This is a genomic window from Rhizobium sp. L43 (assembly GCF_002531725.1).
GTDB lineage: Bacteria > Pseudomonadota > Alphaproteobacteria > Rhizobiales > Rhizobiaceae > Rhizobium.
In genome coordinates this window covers 1-16319 of sequence record NZ_NWSQ01000046.1, presented here as the reverse complement: position 1 = coordinate 16319, position 16319 = coordinate 1, and the positions used below count along the sequence as shown (strand labels likewise).

The following is a 16319-nucleotide window of genomic DNA, read 5'->3' as shown; positions in this document are numbered from 1 at the left end:
GGCAGGAGAACGCGCTTGCGGCGGGAACGGTTTCCGCTGAGGCAGTCGGTGCGCGGATCAAACGACGCCGAGGCGGCAGCCCCTGATAAGACCGCGGCCGATCTTTCCTCAGTGAATCGTCTTCGGCGACTTCTCCGCATGCGAGATGTCCTGGAGCGTCGCCATAAGCTTTTCGAATTCAGTCAGGACACGATTGAACTCAATGTCCTGCATATTGGCGATTTCCGAAATCGTCGAGGAAACCGATGCGATAAGCCTGTCGATCCAAACGCAACGGTCGGCCGGCACATTGCCAAGAACCCCCTGCCGATGCGTCTTCAGCTCGCGCAGGATGCGAATGATCAGGGCTCCGCGCTCGGCCCGGCTCAAGAACCGGAGCCTTGTCTGCGCCCGTTGAATTTCCGTTATCAGCGTCGTCGCCATCCCTGCTCTCCGACCCAACGAAACGGAATATCACAACCGCAGCGTTTGTAATACGGACTTTGGTCTGACTGCAACTCAGCGCGGTGGCAAAGACCGGCTACGATCAATTATTCGTGGCTATGATGACCGGGGCTGCGCAGGTGCGCCGCGGCCCCTCCCATGGCTGATAGCTATTGTCTTCCGGTCGATACGACCGGTAACGAGCGGCGCACCAAGTCGCCGCCTCTACATTCACTTTCACGCCGACGCTCCCGTCGGCCTCGGCGACAGTCTGCTGATACGGCGAAGAGCAGGTGCGGATCTCGCCGCTAAAGGATCGATAGCTGTTGGCTGAGGGATCGAAGGACCGATAACGTTGTGCGCACCAGGCAAGATGCTCGGTCGAAAATTTCGGCTGCGGTGCCTGACGTGCGGTTGACGGGCCGGTATACGCCGGCTTCGCCCCGGCCGTCATGCTTGCCGTTGTGATGGCCGGCGCCTCGGTGACATAGCTGGAATAGAGAGGCGCAATTCGTTCATAACCCTGCCGCTGATGGTCGACTTTCACTGGATTCGTCGTCCAGAGATCGGGCTCTGCAAGATCGTGGAAGGCATGAGATTTGGGATCCGCCACGACGTGGGAGGCAACCGATGCGGCGGCGATACAGGCCCCGACCGAGCTGACAATGCCGAAGGCGACGGATGCGAGCGCGTTCATTTTCCCGCCCCCTGCTGTTGAGCCTGCGGAACCCAGACGCGGCCGGCAGCGTGGTTATCCCGGCCGCCGGTCACAACGAGCATGGCGAGAATGCCGGCGATGGCCAGCAGGATGGCGATCAGAGGCATGGCCAGACCAGCGGATTTCTCTTCTGAATAGATCATGTTTCCTCTCCTCGCCCTCGGTGGCGGAGGCCGCCGAGGGCGCCGGCTGTCATGCCGAAATGATGTAGACGATCGTGAAGGCGGAAGGATCGACGATGACGATCCGGCCGTCCGCGAGAATGAAGAAGCGGTAGGCCTTGTACTGCGGTACGATCTTGATGATGCGCGGCGGCAGCGGCTCCAGCCGGATCTTCTTCGGGATGGTCGTGCCGACCGAGACCGTGAAGTCCGCTTCCCGAACCGGCTCGACATGAACTTCCTTCACGACGCTGCGGATTTCCGTCTGCTGTTCGACGGAGATGTTCACGTTGGTCGTGGTGTTCGTCTCGGTCTTCGTGGTGTTTTTCGTGTTGCTGTCGACCGATGTGTTGTTGTTTTCGACGTTGGTCTTGCTGTTCGACTGGGTTTCTGTCGAACCGGTGGAAGACTTGGCGGCAGCGCCGGATTTTTCAGTCTCGCCGGTCGACGTGCCCTCCTGGCTGCCGGCAGGCTTCTGGCTTTCCGTCGAGGTTTGTCCCGACTTTGATGTCTTCGAACTGTCAGAGCTTCCGGACTGTGTCTTGGCGCCGGGCTCGGTTGCCGTCTGCCCGGAAGATCCCTCCGTGGCGGTTCCGGAGGATACGCCCGACGCGCTGCCGTCGGAGCCCGAAGGCTGCTGTGTGCCCTGGCCGGTCGCTGCGCCCGCGCCACCCGAGGCGGCACCGCTCGCATCCGGCTGCTGGGCCGTCGCACCGCCGCTGGACTGGCCGCTTTGGGCAGCACCCTTCTTGGGAAGGATCGGCGCATCCTGCGCCGAGGCGGAGATGATGCCGACCGGTGAAACGCCGATCGAGAGGGCCGTCATCAGGACGGTAAATGTCTTGGTTTTCATAACAATCTCTCTGCTTTGGCCGCACGACGACACTGCCGGCCGTCGTGCGGCGGTTATCAGACTCTGAACGATGATCTTAGGAAGGAGGACGCGGCAGCGTCGCGTAGAGGATCAGGTCACTTGATGACCTGGATCACCTTGCGTGACGACGGTTCGACAATGATCCGTTGATCATTGACCACCGCATAAGCATAGGTTGGATCGTCCGGAATAGGGGTGACGACGACCGTCTCCGGCAGCGGCTGGCCGACGACAATCTTCTCCTTCACGACGACGCGGGCCGACGGTGCCGGAGCTTCGCGGACATAGGTGACGACTTTTTGCGGCGGGGGATCGATCGCGGTGCCGACGATTGCACCCGCAACGCCGCCGACAGCAGCTCCGACGGGGCCGCCGACGATCGCCCCTGTGACTGCGCCACCGGCCGCACCATTGACGGTCGATGACTGGGCGAATGCAACGCCCGACATCAGGGTCGCGGCGGTTGCCACACCTACGATAAGTTTGGAGAGCATTTTCTCGTCCTTCTGTTTTGAGGCGGCCTTCGTGACCGCTGCAAACCCAACTTGCTTGACGTGGGGTGGTTCCACGCCCCCGGACCTCAGTCCGATGGATCTCGGCCCTTGGTCCTAAACGCATTTCAATGTCCATTGCCGGCGCTATTTCAGGATTGAGAGACCCTGCATAGGCAGGCGCTGCATAGGCAGGCGCCCGCAGGAGACTGAAGGAGATGGCACGAATCGCCGGGAAGCTGGACGCAGGCGCCTGGCGATGCGTCTGCCGCTGATGCGGACGCTGATCATGGAAGCGCGCGGCCCGTGGCAGCTCGAGCTCTTCGAGGCCTATCAGATGGCCGTCGAGGCGCGCGACGCTGTTCAAAGGCGCAAGGTCCATACGAACATTTTGCGGGAATATGACGAGACCTGTTTCGAAATCGAGCAGCACGTCATCCGTGCGATCCAGGAACCTTCTCACGCGAACGAGCAGAAGGCCGGCGAGCCGTCATAGCTCGCACGCCAGCCTTCGCCGAAGACGATTACGCAGCGCGGCCGGCAACCACCAACGCGCTCATGCTGCCGCTGGGACAAGCTCCGTGCCGCGCCTCCACCCGCTCGGCCACCGCGTCGACGATCTCGGACATGCGCTCCGGCGCCCGCCATTCAATCTCTCCCCGGAGCGGCGTGCCCTGGCAAAAAGCGGCTGCCACGTGGTGCGCGCTGGCCGCGACCGATGTCAATTCGAGCCGGTCGCAGCTCACCGCCTTAAATCCCGCCGAAGACATCTGCGTCTTGATCGGCCCGGCGTCGAAGTAGGAATATGGCAAGCGCCTGAGAAAATCCGGGGGATCCGACGGAAAGAGGCTCGCCAGACATTCGTCCACACATCGAGCGAAGTCGTTGGCCTGGAGTGAATCCCACGTCGAGAACAGAAAGCGGCCTTTGCTGCGCAACACTCTTTCAGCCTCTCCATAGGCCTTTACCCTATCGGGAAAGAACATTGCGCCGAACTGGCAGATGACGAGATCGAACATCTCGGGCGCGAATGGGAGATTTTGTGCATCGGCGTGCATCCAGTGGGTCCGAGACATCGTCACCGAGGGCGCGCCGACGTCGATCATCGCCTGGCTGAGATCGGTGGCAACGATTTCGGTCGGCGGATCAAGCGTCGCCCGCAGCGCACGCGTCAAGGCGCCCGTCCCCGCAGCAACCTCGAGAACGCTGCCGGGTTTCGATCGGTCGGCGAGGATCGCCATCTCCGCCGCATAGGGCTCGAAGAGGATCGGCACGAGAAGGGCCTGGTAAAGGCCGGCGACACCTTCCTCAAATGAAGAACTGGCGAATGCGGCCTGGGCACTGTCTTCGACGTCGGCAGAAATTGTCACGCGCAAATCTCCAAAGCCCCGGGCCATTCAGTCCTGAAATATGACTGAATCCGCCGACGTCTACGGGGGTCGGACCTAGGTCCCAGACGTGTCGGACCGAAGTCCCCAGGGTGGAACGCGCACAGGACCGTGCCGTTTCGAGGGATGAAGGAGATCCTGATATGTCCCAGAGCAACAGATCCCGAGTCAATGACGTCTGCAACGTGTGCGTCATCGCCCTTGTCGTCGTTCTTGCCGCCCTTCTGTACGTCTTCGGCGCAGCCATGTCAGGCGATACGCTCCAATTGACCAAAAGCATAAGAGGCGCTGAAATCTTCGATACCAGGGATGTCCCCTGATGCTGTCTGGGATACTGTCTGGAAAAAATTCGAGGAAGCGATAGGTTACTCGGCAAGGCTCTTACCGGTATCAAAATGAATTGGCTTCGCCGCTGGAATGCCCGCTCACTCGCCTCCCAATTTTTCATCGCGGGTGGGCTCATATCGATCGCCGCCATGTTTCTGGTAGGCATTCTCGTTACCCACCTCATAGAGGAGGCGGTGATCCACAATTCCGGCGCTGCGACGGCGCTATATGTGGATAGCGTCGTCGCGCCGCTACTTCCCGATATGCAAAAGGCGTCATTGCTGGACGAAGGCAGCGCCCAGGCTCTGGACGAGACGCTCGGTCAAGGGGCGCTCGGCCGGCGTCTTGTTTCGTTCAAGCTGTGGCGAAGCGACGGCACCATCCTCTATTCGAACGAGAAGGAGCTGGTGGGCAGGACGTTTCCGGTCAACGACAAGCTCCGCAGCGCATTCGCGGGATCGCTGGTCGCGCGCTACGAGATCGCCAGCGATCCGGAAAGCAAGGAGGAACGTGCACTCGGCAAGCCGCTGATGGAAATCTACAATCCGGTGCTCCAGCCGTGGTCCGGACAGGCGGTCGCCGTCATCGAATTCTACGAGACGGCGGAAGGATTGAGCGACAGTCTGGCCCATGCCAGGCTGCGCAGCTGGGCCGCCGTCGCCGCTCTCACGGCAATCTTTTTCCTTGTTCTCTCCGTCCTGGTGTTCCGGGTTAGCCGCACGATAGAAGCGCAACGCAAGGATCTCAAAGAACGAGTCAACGAGTTGTCCGCGCTGCTTTCGGAAAACCGCGGGCTCCAGCGGCGGCTGCAGCGCGCCTCCCAGCGAGCGGCGGCGTTGAACGAAACATATCTGCGCAGCATCGGCGCCGATCTGCACGACGGTCCGGCCCAGCACATCGCCTATGCCTCGCTGCGGCTGGACAGCGACCTCTTGATCAACGCGTCGACCCAACCCGAAACGCGCGAAAAGGAGCTTGCCTGGATACGTTCGAGCCTTGCCGAGGCGATGACCGAGATCCGCAATATCTGCAGCGGACTGGTGCTCCCGCAGATCGAGAAGTCCTCGATCACCGAGATCGTCACACGGGTGGTCGAAGCGCACCAGCACAAGACCGAAACCCGTGTCGAAACTGTTATCGACGATGATGGACCCGAACTCGCTCCTGCCGTAAAGATCTGCATTTACCGCTTCGTTCAGGAGGCCTTGAACAACGCCTATCGTCACGGCGGCGGCGTTCAGCAGACCGTCAGGGCCGTCTCGCACAATGGTCACGTCCATGTCGAGGTCAGCGACCGCGGCGATGGCTTCGACCTGAGCGAGGTGGGGCCAACAAGCCTCGGCCTGGTGGGGCTTCGCGAACGCATCGACAGCCTGGGAGGCTCATTCGACGTCAAGACTGGCGAAGGAGGGACGACGGTGACCATGACATTCGAGCCTATGGAAGTGGGAGATTAGAGATGACATCTATCACCATCGGCGTCGTTGACGACCACCCGCTTTTTCGCGAAGGCGTAACGCGCAGCCTGTCGGAAATCACAGGCTTTGCCGTGGTCGGCGAAGGCGCCAGCAGCGATGATGCGGCAATGATCGCTTCGAACAGCCGCCCCGACATCATGCTCCTCGATGTCTCGATGCCCGGTGGCGGCCTGGCGGCGGTCGGCGACGTGCTGATGCGCAGCCCGACAACGAAAGTGCTGATGTTGACGGTATCCGAGGAGGTGGACACGCTGCTGGCCGCTTTGCAGCGGGGCGCGATGGGCTATGTTCTCAAAGGTGTCGGCTCGCGTGGTCTCGCCGAAGCCATCCAAACGGTGATGAGCGGATCACGCTATATCTCGCCGACGATGTCGACGAAGGTCATGGAGAGTTCGCTGCAGGGCGGCGCGGCCGACAAAAACAGTCTGACGCCGCGGGAACGCGAGGTGATGGATCTGGTCTCGCAAGGCTTGTCAAACAAGCATATCGGCTTGCGTCTCAACCTGCAGGAAAAAACCGTGAAGCACCATATGACGCAGATTCTAAGCAAGCTCGGCGTCTCGAACAGGACTGAAGCGGCGCTCCAATGGCGGGAACGGCATTAAAATTCTTTGTTTTTATGCTTGTCGTTATCCCGGACCTGCTGCACCCGTCCGGGCGACAGGCATTGGAACAGGCGTTAGCGAAGGTAGCGGCTTAACCGGCGGGCATCGTTTGCCGTCGCTTGCCGACTTATGATCGTCCTGCCTTTTCCGTCCTTCATGACGTAGCGGCCACGGCGCAGGGTTTCGGTAATGCCGTTCGTGTGCCGGACGTCGATCGAGCCATCCGAAGCTTCGGTTGCTTTTGCTCCCGACCCTTGTGTCGACCCTGTGGAACCGGAAGAGGATCCGGTGCTGCTGCTGGAGTTCCCATTTCCTGAACCGTTGCTGCCGTTGCCATTGCCGCTGCCGCCACCGTTGCCGTTCCCGCCGCCATTGCCATTGCCGCCGCCATTGCCGTTGCCGCCGCCGTTGCCATTCCCTCCCCCATTGCCGTTACCGCCACCGTTTCCATTCCCGTTGTTGCCGTCCTTTGCCTGCGCGCATTCTGCCGCCAGAACAGGAAGGGGGCCGTCGAGGTTCAATGTCACCGGTGATGCGGCAGCGAAGACGGCGACGGCCGCACTGCCGCCCAGTCTCAGAAAATCGCGTTTCGAGAGAGTCATGCCGTAGCCTCGTCCGTCCGTTCTTCGCCGTTCCCTATGCAATAGGGGCGCCTGACAATTTTCGCTGTTTAGAAGGCAGAATGCAACGGGACCTAGGTACTAGCCAAGGCGGGACTTTGGTCGGGCGTACCGATTGCCGAGGTCCATGAGCCGGCAAAGCCCAAACGATGTGATCGCGGGCGCTGGGTTGCACAGCGCCGCATGGAGCGATGACGCATTTTTCTGGAACTTCTTTCCTTGTCGCCGATTTGATTGTCCAAGAGCAACGAGAGGAAACCCCAATGGCAAACCCGAACGAATCCCCCGCAGTTCAGTCCATGCGAAAAGAGCAGGCAGAGCAGCGGAAGCAGGGGCGAAGAAGCGATCTTACTCAAGCAATCGAGGATACCTTTCCGGCCTCTGACCCGGTGTCGGCCACCCACACTTCAATTCCTGCCGGCCGCAGCGACGTCGAGGCGGCTGAGCGGGTGAAGCGGGAGCCCGACCCCACCAGGCTGGACGAAGAGTTTCCGCTCGTCGATCGAGCCTTGCGCTCGACCGGCGAAACCACCGGCTCCTCCGAAGGTTTCGATGGCGATCGCAAGGACATGCGCGCACTTCAGAAAGACGCTGGCCGGGTCGCGGAGTCGGCTTCGGAGCTGGCTTCCGGAACGGCCCGCCTGGCAAAAGCGGAAGCGCGCAGCTTCGTCCATGAGATCGAGGATCGCATACGCCGGCAGCCGCTGACATCAGTCGCGATCGTCGCCGGCATCGCCTTCGTCTTCGGTGCGACGCGTTGAGGAGCCAGCCCCGACGTCCGGGATAACAGTGAAAATCGCGACCTACAACGTCAACGGGATCAATGGACGACTGGCCATCCTGTTGCGCTGGCTGAAGGAGGACACCCCCGATGTGGCCTGCCTCCAGGAACTGAAGACGGACGACGCCGGGTTTCCGCGAAAGGAGATCGAACGGGCCGGCTACGGCGCCGTCTGGCACGGACAGAGATCCTGGAACGGGGTCGCCATCCTGGTGAGGGACAAGACTCCGATCTTGACGCGCCGCGGTCTTCCCGGCGATCCCGATGACAGCCACAGCCGCTATATCGAAGCCGTCATCGACGGCATCGTCATCGGATGCCTGTATCTGCCGAACGGCAATCCGTTCCCGAGTGTCAAGTTCGACTACAAGCTCCGCTGGTTCCGGCGGCTGCACGGCTATGCCGCCGAACTCCTCGAACTCGAGGTGCCTGCGATCCTGGCCGGCGACTTCAACGTCATGCCGACGGAGATCGACGTCTACAAGCCGGAGCGCTGGCAGGACGACGCCCTCTTCAGGCCTGAGGTCCGCAAGGCCTACGCTGATCTCGTCGCCCAGGGCTGGACCGACGCCGTCAGACATCTGCATCCGGGAGAGCGCATCTACACCTTCTGGAAATACTGGCGGAACAGCTTCGAACGTGATGCGGGGCTGCGGATCGACCACTTTCTGCTCAGTCCGGCCGTTGCGCCCTGGCTTCGATCGGCAACCGTCCGGAGAAGACCGCGCGGCTGGGAGCACACGAGCGACCACGCCCCGGTGATGGTCGAACTCGACGTTCCCGAAGCTGGAGCCAACCTATGAGCCCGCGATGCTCAGGCGCGGTCCGCAGAGGAGCGAGGGAACTCGCCATATCGCCGGGAGTTTTCTTGCCAAGGGAGGTGACCGCAATGAACGAGAGCAAGAACTACCTGAACACCGACGAAATCCAGGCCGACGACCAGTTGTCGCCTAAGCCGGTCGAAGGGAAGGACCCGCCAAGGCGGATGCAGAGAAGCGAGGAAGCCATCGCCGAAGGATCCGACGATACCGAGCGCATCCGGGTTCCGCCTCCGGTTCCAAATCCCGATTGATCGGCAGACCTGCACCCCGCGCGTGGCCGCCTCAGTCGTCGGCGAGATCATAGATGCCGCCCGTCAGCCAAGCCGGCCAATCCCGCTCGAAGAAGGACCTGGCGCTTTCATCGAAAGTACGGTTTGCACGCGTCGATAGCCTGATCTCATCGCCATCGAGCCGAACGACGATCTGCTTGTCCCGATCTGCTTCGCGTTCTCTCCGGAAACGATATTCCTCCAACGGACCTGCGTTCGCCAACGGCAGGGATTCACCCTCCGCATCGCATATTGCGCGGGCCCCACGGCTGCCGCCACCATTGCGAATGAAGAAGTCGAGCGCGCTGAGCACCGCTTCCGAGGCGAGCGCCATGTGCCGCCACTGCACGCCTCGGACCGCCTCGGCTGCACGACCGTAGGCGACGCCGCGAGCGCGAATATCCGCATTCAGTTTGCGCGCTTCGATCAAGGCCAGGGCGACGCTCTGCTGATCGCAGAGGATGCCGGCCTTCTCACTCATTCGCGTCTGCACCTCCGAGCGGATCGATTTGACGGTGAGCGGGCTCTCGATGCGAAGGGCAGAAAGGAGATCGGCGATGCCTGCCTCTGCGATGCCGGACATATCGCCCGTGGCGGCCCGCTTCGCCCTGCCGCTCGCGCTGATATGCTCGGCCACCCGGGTTCCGAACACCTGCCCGGCATTGAGCGCCGCCCCGCCTGGCCTCGTCACACCGTGTGTGCCGGCCGCTTCTCCGACCGCGTAACAGCCCGCGAGATTGCTGCGACCCCAGGTATCGACCATGATGCCGCCATTCATGTGCTGGTTATTGACGGCAAATTCCAGCGGTTCCACGGCAATGTCGATCTTGTAGCGGCGGTAGAGCTCGATCGCTAGCGGGTTCATGTGTTTCAACCGATCAATCGGCCCGTCCTGGCCGGCACCGGCCTTGCCGAGATAGGCGCGGACGTCTTCATCCAGTCTCTCCAGGCTGAACGGCAGGTCGCCCGGCACCGGCAGCGGATTGCGATTGAAGTCCATGAAGACCCGTCGCCCCGCCGCGGTTTCGCTTGATATGGCGAGATCGACCAGGCTCGAGCCGAAATCGAGCATGCGGGTCGCATGAAAGGGCCACTGATAGCCCTTGCGGAAAACGTTCGACGCCAGCTCCTGCGTGCTGCGGTAGTATTCTGGCAGGAAGTGGTGCTCGACGCCTTCGCTGTCGAGCGAGTAGATATGCGGGATCGCCTGGACATAGGTGCCCGACAGGTTCCACGGGAAGCCTTCCCGGCGCGTTCCGATGCCGAATTGGCTCTCGGTCAGGTTGACGAGCTCGACGCCGGCTTCCAGCGCCAATCCGAGCGAGCCGAAGCAGCCGTTGGGATAAACGCTGTCGCGATAGAGTTCACCCGGCCCGCCGGCGGCGAGCACGATCACGCCGCTGACGAACAGCGCGATACCCAGCGGATTCTGCTCCGTCCGGTCGCCGGCGCGCATGGTGAGTATGCCGACGACATGACGGTCAGCCCCCTCGCCCCCAGTGAGGATCTTGACCGCCGTGGTCTGGTTGTAGAACGGCACGCCCAGCCGGATCGCCTCCTCGGCCAGCACCTTGACCATCAGGCGCGAGGTGCGCGGACCGCAGCTGGTAGCGCGGCCGACCTCGTCATGGTCGGTCTGGTATCTCAGCGTCCCACCAAGCGGATCCTGAGGCAGCGGCAGGCCGAGAAACTGCAGCGACGCCATCATCCGGGACGAGCCGACGGCCTCGACGTAAGCCGTGTCCTCGTCCATCGCGCCGCCGCTGCGGATGGCGCGGGCCATCGCCTTGTAATTGTCGCCCTGGTCGGCGGTGTTTGCGGTGTGCAGGGTCTGCTTGTCGGATCCCGAACAGGCCGAGGTTCCACCCCAGGCGCTTTGGCTGACGATGACGACGTCATCGCCGCGCCGTTTCATTTCCACCGCCGCCCGCAGACCTGCAGCACCCGATCCGACGACGACGCAACCGGCGCGATAGACCGGCACCTCGATGCCGGCGAGCCGGACCGCTTCCGAAGAGGCGGCCTCGGACGGCAGCCGCGGCATCTCGACATCGGTCAGTGCGTCAAGAATTTCCTGCGGAACGTCTATGGTCATTGATGTTCAGCCAGTGGGATGTCGACCCAACGCCTCTGCCGGGAAGACTCCATGCATGCGTCGACGATCTGGCAGATGTGGTGGCCGGTCTCGAATGTCGGCCACATCGGTCTGTTGGCGACGATCGAGCGGATCACTTCGGCCACCTCGATGATCTTGCTTTCATTGTAGCCCAAGCCGAAATTCGGCAGAGGGAGGAAAGCCCGGAAGGTTGGGTTCTCAGGCCCCACGTCGATCTCCCGGAAGCCGCGCCGACCCGTCCGGTCGTCGTTGGAGTAGAAGCGCAGCCGGTTTATTTCGTCATAGGTGTAGGCGATGCTGCCTTTCGTTCCGTAGATTTCGTAGGTCTGCATGAACTTGCGGCCGGTCGCGACACGGCTGAAATCGACAATCCCGCCGGCGCCGTTCTCGAATCGGCACAGCAGATTGGTTGCATCGGGATTGGTGATATCAGCCCAGGTCTCATTGCCTGTCAGTTTCACCTCTTCGCCATAGGCAAGACCCTCGACGACAGGCCGGCGCGGCGTCACGATGAGATTGTCGGCGATCACGGAACTGACGCGGCCGACCAGGAAATCCATGAAGCTGAAGATATGCGAGCCGGTATCACCGACGATCCCGGTCGGCACAAGCTTTCCATCGGCGCGCCACATGAAGGGCGCTGTGGGATCGCCATACATGTCGACGTGCTGGCAGCCACGGAACAGCTTGATCTCGCCGATTTCGCCGGATTGAATGATGTCTTTCGCCAGATCATGGACCGGGTTTCGGGGAAAGGCGTGTCCGACGCGGGTAATCACGCCCTTTTCCCTGGCGATGTCGGCCAGTTCCCGCGCTTCGGCAGCGGTGTTTGCCAATGGCTTCTCGCAGTAGACATGTTTGCCCGCCAGCAAGGCTGCCTTGGCCACCTCGTAGTGAAGATGGTCAGGCAGGCAGATATCGATCAGATCGACATCTGGATCAGCGATGGTCAGTTTCCAATCCTGAAGAACCCTTGCGCCCGGCGCCCTGTGGGAAATATCCTCGGCTGCCTTCGATTGACTTTGGACGAGAGCGACGATCCGTGCCGTTCCGTCCGACACTCCGAAGAAATGCGGAAAGGTCTGATAGGCCATCGTGTGGACCTTTCCCATCCAGCCCGAGGCGCCAAGCACTGCAACTCTGACTTCAGACATTGTCGTCTCTCCTCTCGACATGGCTTACCGGATTTCGGCGCGGGCCCTCGGCCTCGCATCGTTGCGTTCGTAGGCGAAGATGGTGGGGGCAAGTGCCGGCAAGCCGCGAATGAGGTCCGATCCCTTTTCTCCGACCATGATCGTCGGCGCGTTGGTATTGCAGGACGGCACGCGCGGCATAACGGATGAATCGCAGACCCTGAGGCCTTCCAGGCCATGAACCTTGAGATCGAGCCCGACGACTGCGTCCGGCCCTCTCCCCATCTTGCAGGTGCCGACCGGATGATGGTCGGTCTTTGCGTTGGCGCAGCCATAATCGAAAAGCTGTTCGTCGGACATCACCTTCGGTCCGGGAAGCCTTTCGGCCATGACATAGGGCTTCAGCGCCGCCTGCTGCATGATTTCGCGAGCGAGCTTAAGCCCCTCCAGCGACATCGTCCTGTCGTGAGGATCAGACCAGTAGTTGGGGTCGATCAAGGGTGCGGCAGCCGGGTCGGAGGATGACAGACGCACCGTCCCGCGCGAACGCGGATGCAGATAGGCGGAGTTCAGCGTCACACCCGCGTTCTTGAGCCGCTCGACGCCTGCTTCGATGCCCGATCCCAGGCCGAGGTGGAACTGGATATCGGGAGAACGCGCCTCGGGATCGGCATACCAGAAGCCGCCGGTCTCGAAGAGCGACGAGGCGACCGGGCCGGTGCGGAACAGGACATATTGAAGCCCTGCCCAAAGCGTGCGGTGGAGCTTTGCAACGCCGTCATAGGTGTGATCGCCCGTGCATTCGGCGATGACGAAAAGATCCAGATGATCCTGGAGGTTGCCGCCGACACCCGGCAGATCGTGCAGCACCTTGACGCCCACCGACTTGAGATGGTCGGCCGGTCCGATGCCGGACTGCAGAAGCAGCTTCGGCGATCCGATTGCGCCGGAGGAAATCAGCACCTCACGTTCAGCGCGGACGATCTCCTGCCCGCGCGAAGTCACGATCTCGACGCCTGTCGCACGGCCTCCTTCCACGATGATGCGCTCGACGCGAGCGCCGGTCCGGACCGTCAGGTTCTTCCGGTCCTTGATCGGAGAGAGGTAGGCGAGCGAAGCCGAGGAGCGGCGGCGATTGCGCTGCGTGAGCTGATAAAAACCGACCCCCGCCTGCTGACGGCCGTTGAAATCGTGATTGTAGGGAATGCCGAGCTCCTGCCCCGCACGGATATAGGCGTCGCAGATCGGCAGCGCTGCCGCCGGCATCGAGACACCCAGCGGACCGCCATAGGAGTGGTAGTCGTCGGCGAAGCGCTGATTGTCCTCCGCGCGTTTGAAATAGGGAAGGATCGAACGGTAATCCCAGCCCTCGCAACCGTCTTCTCGCGCCCAGAGGTCATAATCCGCCGCGTTTCCGCGAGTATAGAGCTGAGCGTTGATCGATGAGCCGCCACCGATGACCTTCGCCTGCGTGTAACGAAGCACGCGGTCTTTCATGTGCTTCTGGGGAACGGTTTCCCATCCCCAGCTGGCGACGCCTTTGGTCATCTTGGCAAAGCCGGCAGGCATGTGAAAAAGAGGATTCCAGTCGCCGCCGCCCGCCTCGAGCAGGAGCACGTTGACATCGGGATCTTCGCTTAGCCGGCTTGCAAGAACGCAACCTGCCGGACCGGCGCCGGTGATGATGTAATCAAATCCCATTTTACTGTCCTGTTGCATCCGGCCTGGCGACCGCCAGCACCTGTGTCATGCCTGCAAAGTCCTTCGACGCAATGTGATCTGCCACTCGCAGCGCCTGGGCGGCGACGGTGAGCGCAGGATTGACCGCAGCCGAGGTGGGGAGGAAACCGGCGTCGACGACGAAGAGGTTTTCGTGATCGTAGGAACGGCAGTACGGGTCCAATGGCGCGGTCGCGGGATCGTTTCCAATCCGGATCGTTCCGCACTGATGGGAGGGCGTGCGCTTGTCGAAGGGTCTCGACAGCACCATCGGAAATCCGATCGATTTCAGGATCGTCTTCAGCTTGGCGACAAGGGCGAGATGAGCGTCCCAGTTACTTCGTTGCCATTGGAGAACAATCCGATCTTCATCCACCATGACGCGGCTTTCGGGATTGGGCACGTCCTCGCTCATCGCATAGAAGTCGATGGCATGGCTGGTGATGAATCGCAGGAACCATTCCGGCGCCTGCGGAAACGAGCCCTTGAGAACCTTTTCGGAGATGCGGCCGAGGAGCTGCACATTGCCGAGCGGCGGCCCTCCCTCGCCGTCCGAGAGATAGAAGTCGTTGAAGGCAAACGTCTTCTGGTAGATGGAAGTGTTCCTGAACTTTGGCGAGACGCCTATGACGGCGGAGGCGTTGTGGTTCATGAAGTTGCGGCCCACCTGATCGGAGGAATTCGCCAGGCCCCTTGGGAAGCGGTCGTTTTTCGAGCGCAGCAACAGCACCGACGATTGGACTGCGCCGGCAGAGAGGATCACAATCTTCGACGAAATGGTCACCATCTGCCCGTTCTTGACATAGGTGACCCGATCGATCCGGTTCCCCGCTCCCGTGTCGAGCCGCGTCACGCGCGCATTGGTTTCGAGCCGGACGTTCTCGTGCTTCAGCGCCACGGCAAGGGCTGCGGTCTCGGCGTCCATCTTGCCGTCCCGTGAATTGGGATGCGCATCCCAAGGCGTGCGAGCCTTGGAGAGCCAGGCGTCGAGATCCAGGCCGAGCGGCAGGGAAAACGGATGCAGGCCTTTCTCCTTGAGACGCGCCCTGATATCGGCGATCGGCGCCTCGTCAGGGACCGGCGGGTAGTCGTAGGCAGCCGAGTGATATGGTTCGGTCGGATCGTCGCCCAGACTGCCGCGAACCTGGTACATCAGTTCCGCCTTTGAGTACCAAGGCTCCAACTCCTCATACGGAAACGGCCAGGCCGGCGACACGCCCTCGCGGTGCTCGATGACGTCGAAATCCTCCCTGCGATAGCGCGACAGCACGGCGCCGTAGAATTTCGAATTCCCGCCGACATTGTAGTAATTGCCGGGATTGAATCCCTTGCCGCTCGCCTCGTACCAGGTTTCCTTCGGTCGAAAATGGCCGCGCTGAAAGATGGCGCGCTGATCGCGATTGACCGGAAGATCGGCGATATGATCGCCGGCCTCGAGGATCAATATCCGTGCGCCGGTCGCGGCCAGGCCGGCGGCGACCGTGGAGCCGCCGACGCCCGAACCGATGATGACGATATCTGGTGAACCGTTCATATCAGCACCTGGCCATCACGTGATCCGCGCCTGGCTATTGGGATCGAAGAAGACTGCCTTATCGAGATTGAATGCGAGGCGGGTTGTCTGACCTGGTGCGATGCCTGTATCGGCGCGCAGGCGGGCGACGACGGATTTGCCGCCGAGCTTGGTGACGGCGAAGGTGTCGGAGCCGGCCGGTTCGACCACCTCGATCAGGCAATCGCCCTCGCTCAGCGAGCGCGCCTTGCGGTCGGCGCCGTCCGGATCGGTCAGCGCCTCCGGGCGGATGCCGAAGATCACCTGCCTGCCGGTATAGGTGGTCAGGCCATTATTGCCTGCCATGACCGGCAATCGGAGCGGAGCGGCATTCGGCCGCTCCAGCGAGACTTCGAGCCCGCCGGCGCCGTTTTCGACGGTGGCGTTCAAGAGGTTCATCGCCGGCGATCCCATGAAGTCGGCGACGAAGATGTTGGAGGGGCTGTTATAGATCTCGGCCGGCGTGCCGAACTGCTGCAGCACGCCGTCCTTCAGCACGGCGATCTTGGTCGCCAGCGTCATCGCCTCGATCTGGTCATGGGTGACATAGACAAAGGTGGTGCCCATGCGCTGATGCAGCCGCTTGATCTCGGTGCGCATGTCGACCCGCAGCTTGGCGTCGAGATTGGAGAGCGGCTCGTCGAACAGGAAGACCTGCGGATTGCGCACCAAGGCTCTCCCCATGGCGACGCGCTGGCGCTGACCGCCGGAGAGCTGGCTCGGCTTGCGGTCGAGCAGATGGCCGATCTGCAGCATGTCGGAGACCTGTTTGATCGCCTTTTCCCGTTCGTCCTTGGGCACGCCGCGGATCTCCATGCCGAAGGCGATGTTGCCTGATACCGT

The 16319-nt window shown here is 61.8% G+C and carries 19 protein-coding genes; 7 read left to right on the top strand and 12 right to left on the bottom strand.

The window, feature by feature from the left end:
• Positions 1 to 108: 108 nt before the first annotated feature.
• The 5 genes from CO667_RS32815 to CO667_RS32800 form a co-directional block, all read right to left on the bottom strand.
• Positions 109 to 423: a hypothetical protein gene (locus CO667_RS32815; protein ID WP_097622174.1), complete on the bottom strand. Its 315-nt coding sequence runs from the start codon at positions 421 to 423 to the stop codon at positions 109 to 111.
• 103 nt (positions 424 to 526) lie between these two features.
• A complete protein-coding gene (locus CO667_RS32810) occupies positions 527 to 1120 on the bottom strand; it encodes a BA14K family protein (protein ID WP_097622173.1) in 594 nt (197 codons plus the stop codon).
• Positions 1117 to 1284 (bottom strand): hypothetical protein, encoded by a 168-nt coding sequence (locus CO667_RS35570; protein WP_179874267.1) that lies wholly within the window; start codon positions 1282 to 1284, stop codon positions 1117 to 1119. Before CO667_RS35570 ends, CO667_RS32810 begins: the two co-directional genes overlap by 4 nt.
• 49 nt (positions 1285 to 1333) lie before the next feature.
• On the bottom strand, positions 1334 to 2155 hold the full coding sequence (locus CO667_RS32805; RefSeq protein WP_097622172.1) for a DUF1236 domain-containing protein: 822 nt from the start codon (positions 2153 to 2155) through the stop codon (positions 1334 to 1336).
• Between the two features lie 116 nt (positions 2156 to 2271).
• Positions 2272 to 2670 (bottom strand): DUF1236 domain-containing protein, encoded by a 399-nt coding sequence (locus CO667_RS32800; RefSeq protein ID WP_097622171.1) that lies wholly within the window; start codon positions 2668 to 2670, stop codon positions 2272 to 2274.
• 256 nt (positions 2671 to 2926) lie between these two features.
• On the opposite strand from CO667_RS32800, the gene CO667_RS32795 reads away from it, so the two are divergent.
• Positions 2927 to 3163: a hypothetical protein gene (locus CO667_RS32795; protein ID WP_097622170.1), complete on the top strand. Its 237-nt coding sequence runs from the start codon at positions 2927 to 2929 to the stop codon at positions 3161 to 3163.
• Positions 3164 to 3191: 28 nt separating this feature from the next.
• Here the strand turns inward: CO667_RS32795 and CO667_RS32790 are convergent, their stop codons facing one another.
• Positions 3192 to 4037, bottom strand: a complete 846-nt coding sequence (locus CO667_RS32790) for a methyltransferase domain-containing protein (protein ID WP_097622169.1) — start codon at positions 4035 to 4037, stop codon at positions 3192 to 3194.
• A 161-nt stretch (positions 4038 to 4198) separates the two neighbouring features.
• Between CO667_RS32790 and CO667_RS35565 the strand changes: the two genes are divergently transcribed.
• From CO667_RS35565 to CO667_RS32780, 3 genes are all read left to right on the top strand, one after another.
• Positions 4199 to 4375: a hypothetical protein gene (locus CO667_RS35565; RefSeq protein ID WP_179874265.1), complete on the top strand. Its 177-nt coding sequence runs from the start codon at positions 4199 to 4201 to the stop codon at positions 4373 to 4375.
• Between the two features lie 75 nt (positions 4376 to 4450).
• A complete protein-coding gene (locus CO667_RS32785) occupies positions 4451 to 5839 on the top strand; it encodes a sensor histidine kinase (RefSeq protein WP_097622168.1) in 1389 nt (462 codons plus the stop codon).
• 2 nt (positions 5840 to 5841) lie between these two features.
• A complete protein-coding gene (locus tag CO667_RS32780) occupies positions 5842 to 6465 on the top strand; it encodes a response regulator transcription factor (protein WP_097622167.1) in 624 nt (207 codons plus the stop codon).
• Between the two features lie 74 nt (positions 6466 to 6539).
• Here CO667_RS32780 and CO667_RS32775 read toward each other — a convergent pair whose 3' ends face one another.
• The gene (locus CO667_RS32775) at positions 6540 to 7067 is read right to left on the bottom strand and encodes a hypothetical protein (protein WP_097622166.1); all 528 of its coding nucleotides are present in this window, start codon (positions 7065 to 7067) and stop codon (positions 6540 to 6542) included.
• Between the two features lie 281 nt (positions 7068 to 7348).
• On the opposite strand from CO667_RS32775, the gene CO667_RS32770 reads away from it, so the two are divergent.
• From CO667_RS32770 to CO667_RS32760, 3 genes are all read left to right on the top strand, one after another.
• A complete protein-coding gene (locus tag CO667_RS32770; protein WP_097622165.1) occupies positions 7349 to 7846 on the top strand; it encodes a hypothetical protein in 498 nt (165 codons plus the stop codon).
• A gap of 28 nt (positions 7847 to 7874) precedes the next feature.
• Positions 7875 to 8669, top strand: coding sequence for an exodeoxyribonuclease III (gene xth, locus CO667_RS32765; RefSeq protein ID WP_097622164.1), 795 nt, complete (start codon positions 7875 to 7877; stop codon positions 8667 to 8669).
• Between the two features lie 86 nt (positions 8670 to 8755).
• Positions 8756 to 8938: a hypothetical protein gene (locus CO667_RS32760; protein ID WP_097622163.1), complete on the top strand. Its 183-nt coding sequence runs from the start codon at positions 8756 to 8758 to the stop codon at positions 8936 to 8938.
• 31 nt (positions 8939 to 8969) lie between these two features.
• Here CO667_RS32760 and CO667_RS32755 read toward each other — a convergent pair whose 3' ends face one another.
• The 5 genes from CO667_RS32755 to CO667_RS32735 form a co-directional block, all read right to left on the bottom strand.
• Entirely contained in the window at positions 8970 to 11051 is a 2082-nt protein-coding gene (locus CO667_RS32755; protein WP_097622162.1) for an FAD-binding protein, read from the bottom strand.
• Positions 11048 to 12226: a Gfo/Idh/MocA family oxidoreductase gene (locus tag CO667_RS32750; RefSeq protein ID WP_097622161.1), complete on the bottom strand. Its 1179-nt coding sequence runs from the start codon at positions 12224 to 12226 to the stop codon at positions 11048 to 11050. Before CO667_RS32750 ends, CO667_RS32755 begins: the two co-directional genes overlap by 4 nt.
• 24 nt (positions 12227 to 12250) lie before the next feature.
• Positions 12251 to 13906: a GMC family oxidoreductase N-terminal domain-containing protein gene (locus CO667_RS32745; RefSeq protein ID WP_097622160.1), complete on the bottom strand. Its 1656-nt coding sequence runs from the start codon at positions 13904 to 13906 to the stop codon at positions 12251 to 12253.
• Position 13907: 1 nt separating this feature from the next.
• The gene (locus tag CO667_RS32740; protein ID WP_097622159.1) at positions 13908 to 15458 is read right to left on the bottom strand and encodes a GMC family oxidoreductase; all 1551 of its coding nucleotides are present in this window, start codon (positions 15456 to 15458) and stop codon (positions 13908 to 13910) included.
• Positions 15459 to 15473: 15 nt separating this feature from the next.
• On the bottom strand, positions 15474 to 16319 hold an 846-nt coding region (locus CO667_RS32735; RefSeq protein WP_097622158.1), incomplete at its 5' end, for an ATP-binding cassette domain-containing protein.

Excerpts from the sequence above, each read along its gene's own strand:
- CO667_RS32815 (WP_097622174.1), bottom strand. The coding sequence starts at position 423 with ATGGCGACGACGCTGATAACGGAAATTCAACGGGCGCAGACAAGGCTC.
- CO667_RS32810 (WP_097622173.1), bottom strand. The coding sequence starts at position 1,120 with ATGAACGCGCTCGCATCCGTCGCCTTCGGCATTGTCAGCTCGGTCGGG.
- CO667_RS35570 (WP_179874267.1), bottom strand. The coding sequence starts at position 1,284 with ATGATCTATTCAGAAGAGAAATCCGCTGGTCTGGCCATGCCTCTGATC.
- CO667_RS32805 (WP_097622172.1), bottom strand. The coding sequence starts at position 2,155 with ATGAAAACCAAGACATTTACCGTCCTGATGACGGCCCTCTCGATCGGC.
- CO667_RS32800 (WP_097622171.1), bottom strand. The coding sequence starts at position 2,670 with ATGCTCTCCAAACTTATCGTAGGTGTGGCAACCGCCGCGACCCTGATG.
- CO667_RS32795 (WP_097622170.1), top strand. The coding sequence starts at position 2,927 with ATGCGTCTGCCGCTGATGCGGACGCTGATCATGGAAGCGCGCGGCCCG.
- CO667_RS35565 (WP_179874265.1), top strand. The coding sequence starts at position 4,199 with ATGTCCCAGAGCAACAGATCCCGAGTCAATGACGTCTGCAACGTGTGC.
- CO667_RS32785 (WP_097622168.1), top strand. The coding sequence starts at position 4,451 with ATGAATTGGCTTCGCCGCTGGAATGCCCGCTCACTCGCCTCCCAATTT.
- CO667_RS32780 (WP_097622167.1), top strand. The coding sequence starts at position 5,842 with ATGACATCTATCACCATCGGCGTCGTTGACGACCACCCGCTTTTTCGC.
- CO667_RS32775 (WP_097622166.1), bottom strand. The coding sequence starts at position 7,067 with ATGACTCTCTCGAAACGCGATTTTCTGAGACTGGGCGGCAGTGCGGCC.
- CO667_RS32770 (WP_097622165.1), top strand. The coding sequence starts at position 7,349 with ATGGCAAACCCGAACGAATCCCCCGCAGTTCAGTCCATGCGAAAAGAG.
- CO667_RS32760 (WP_097622163.1), top strand. The coding sequence starts at position 8,756 with ATGAACGAGAGCAAGAACTACCTGAACACCGACGAAATCCAGGCCGAC.
- CO667_RS32755 (WP_097622162.1), bottom strand. The coding sequence starts at position 11,051 with ATGACCATAGACGTTCCGCAGGAAATTCTTGACGCACTGACCGATGTC.
- CO667_RS32750 (WP_097622161.1), bottom strand. The coding sequence starts at position 12,226 with ATGTCTGAAGTCAGAGTTGCAGTGCTTGGCGCCTCGGGCTGGATGGGA.
- CO667_RS32745 (WP_097622160.1), bottom strand. The coding sequence starts at position 13,906 with ATGGGATTTGATTACATCATCACCGGCGCCGGTCCGGCAGGTTGCGTT.
- CO667_RS32740 (WP_097622159.1), bottom strand. The coding sequence starts at position 15,458 with ATGAACGGTTCACCAGATATCGTCATCATCGGTTCGGGCGTCGGCGGC.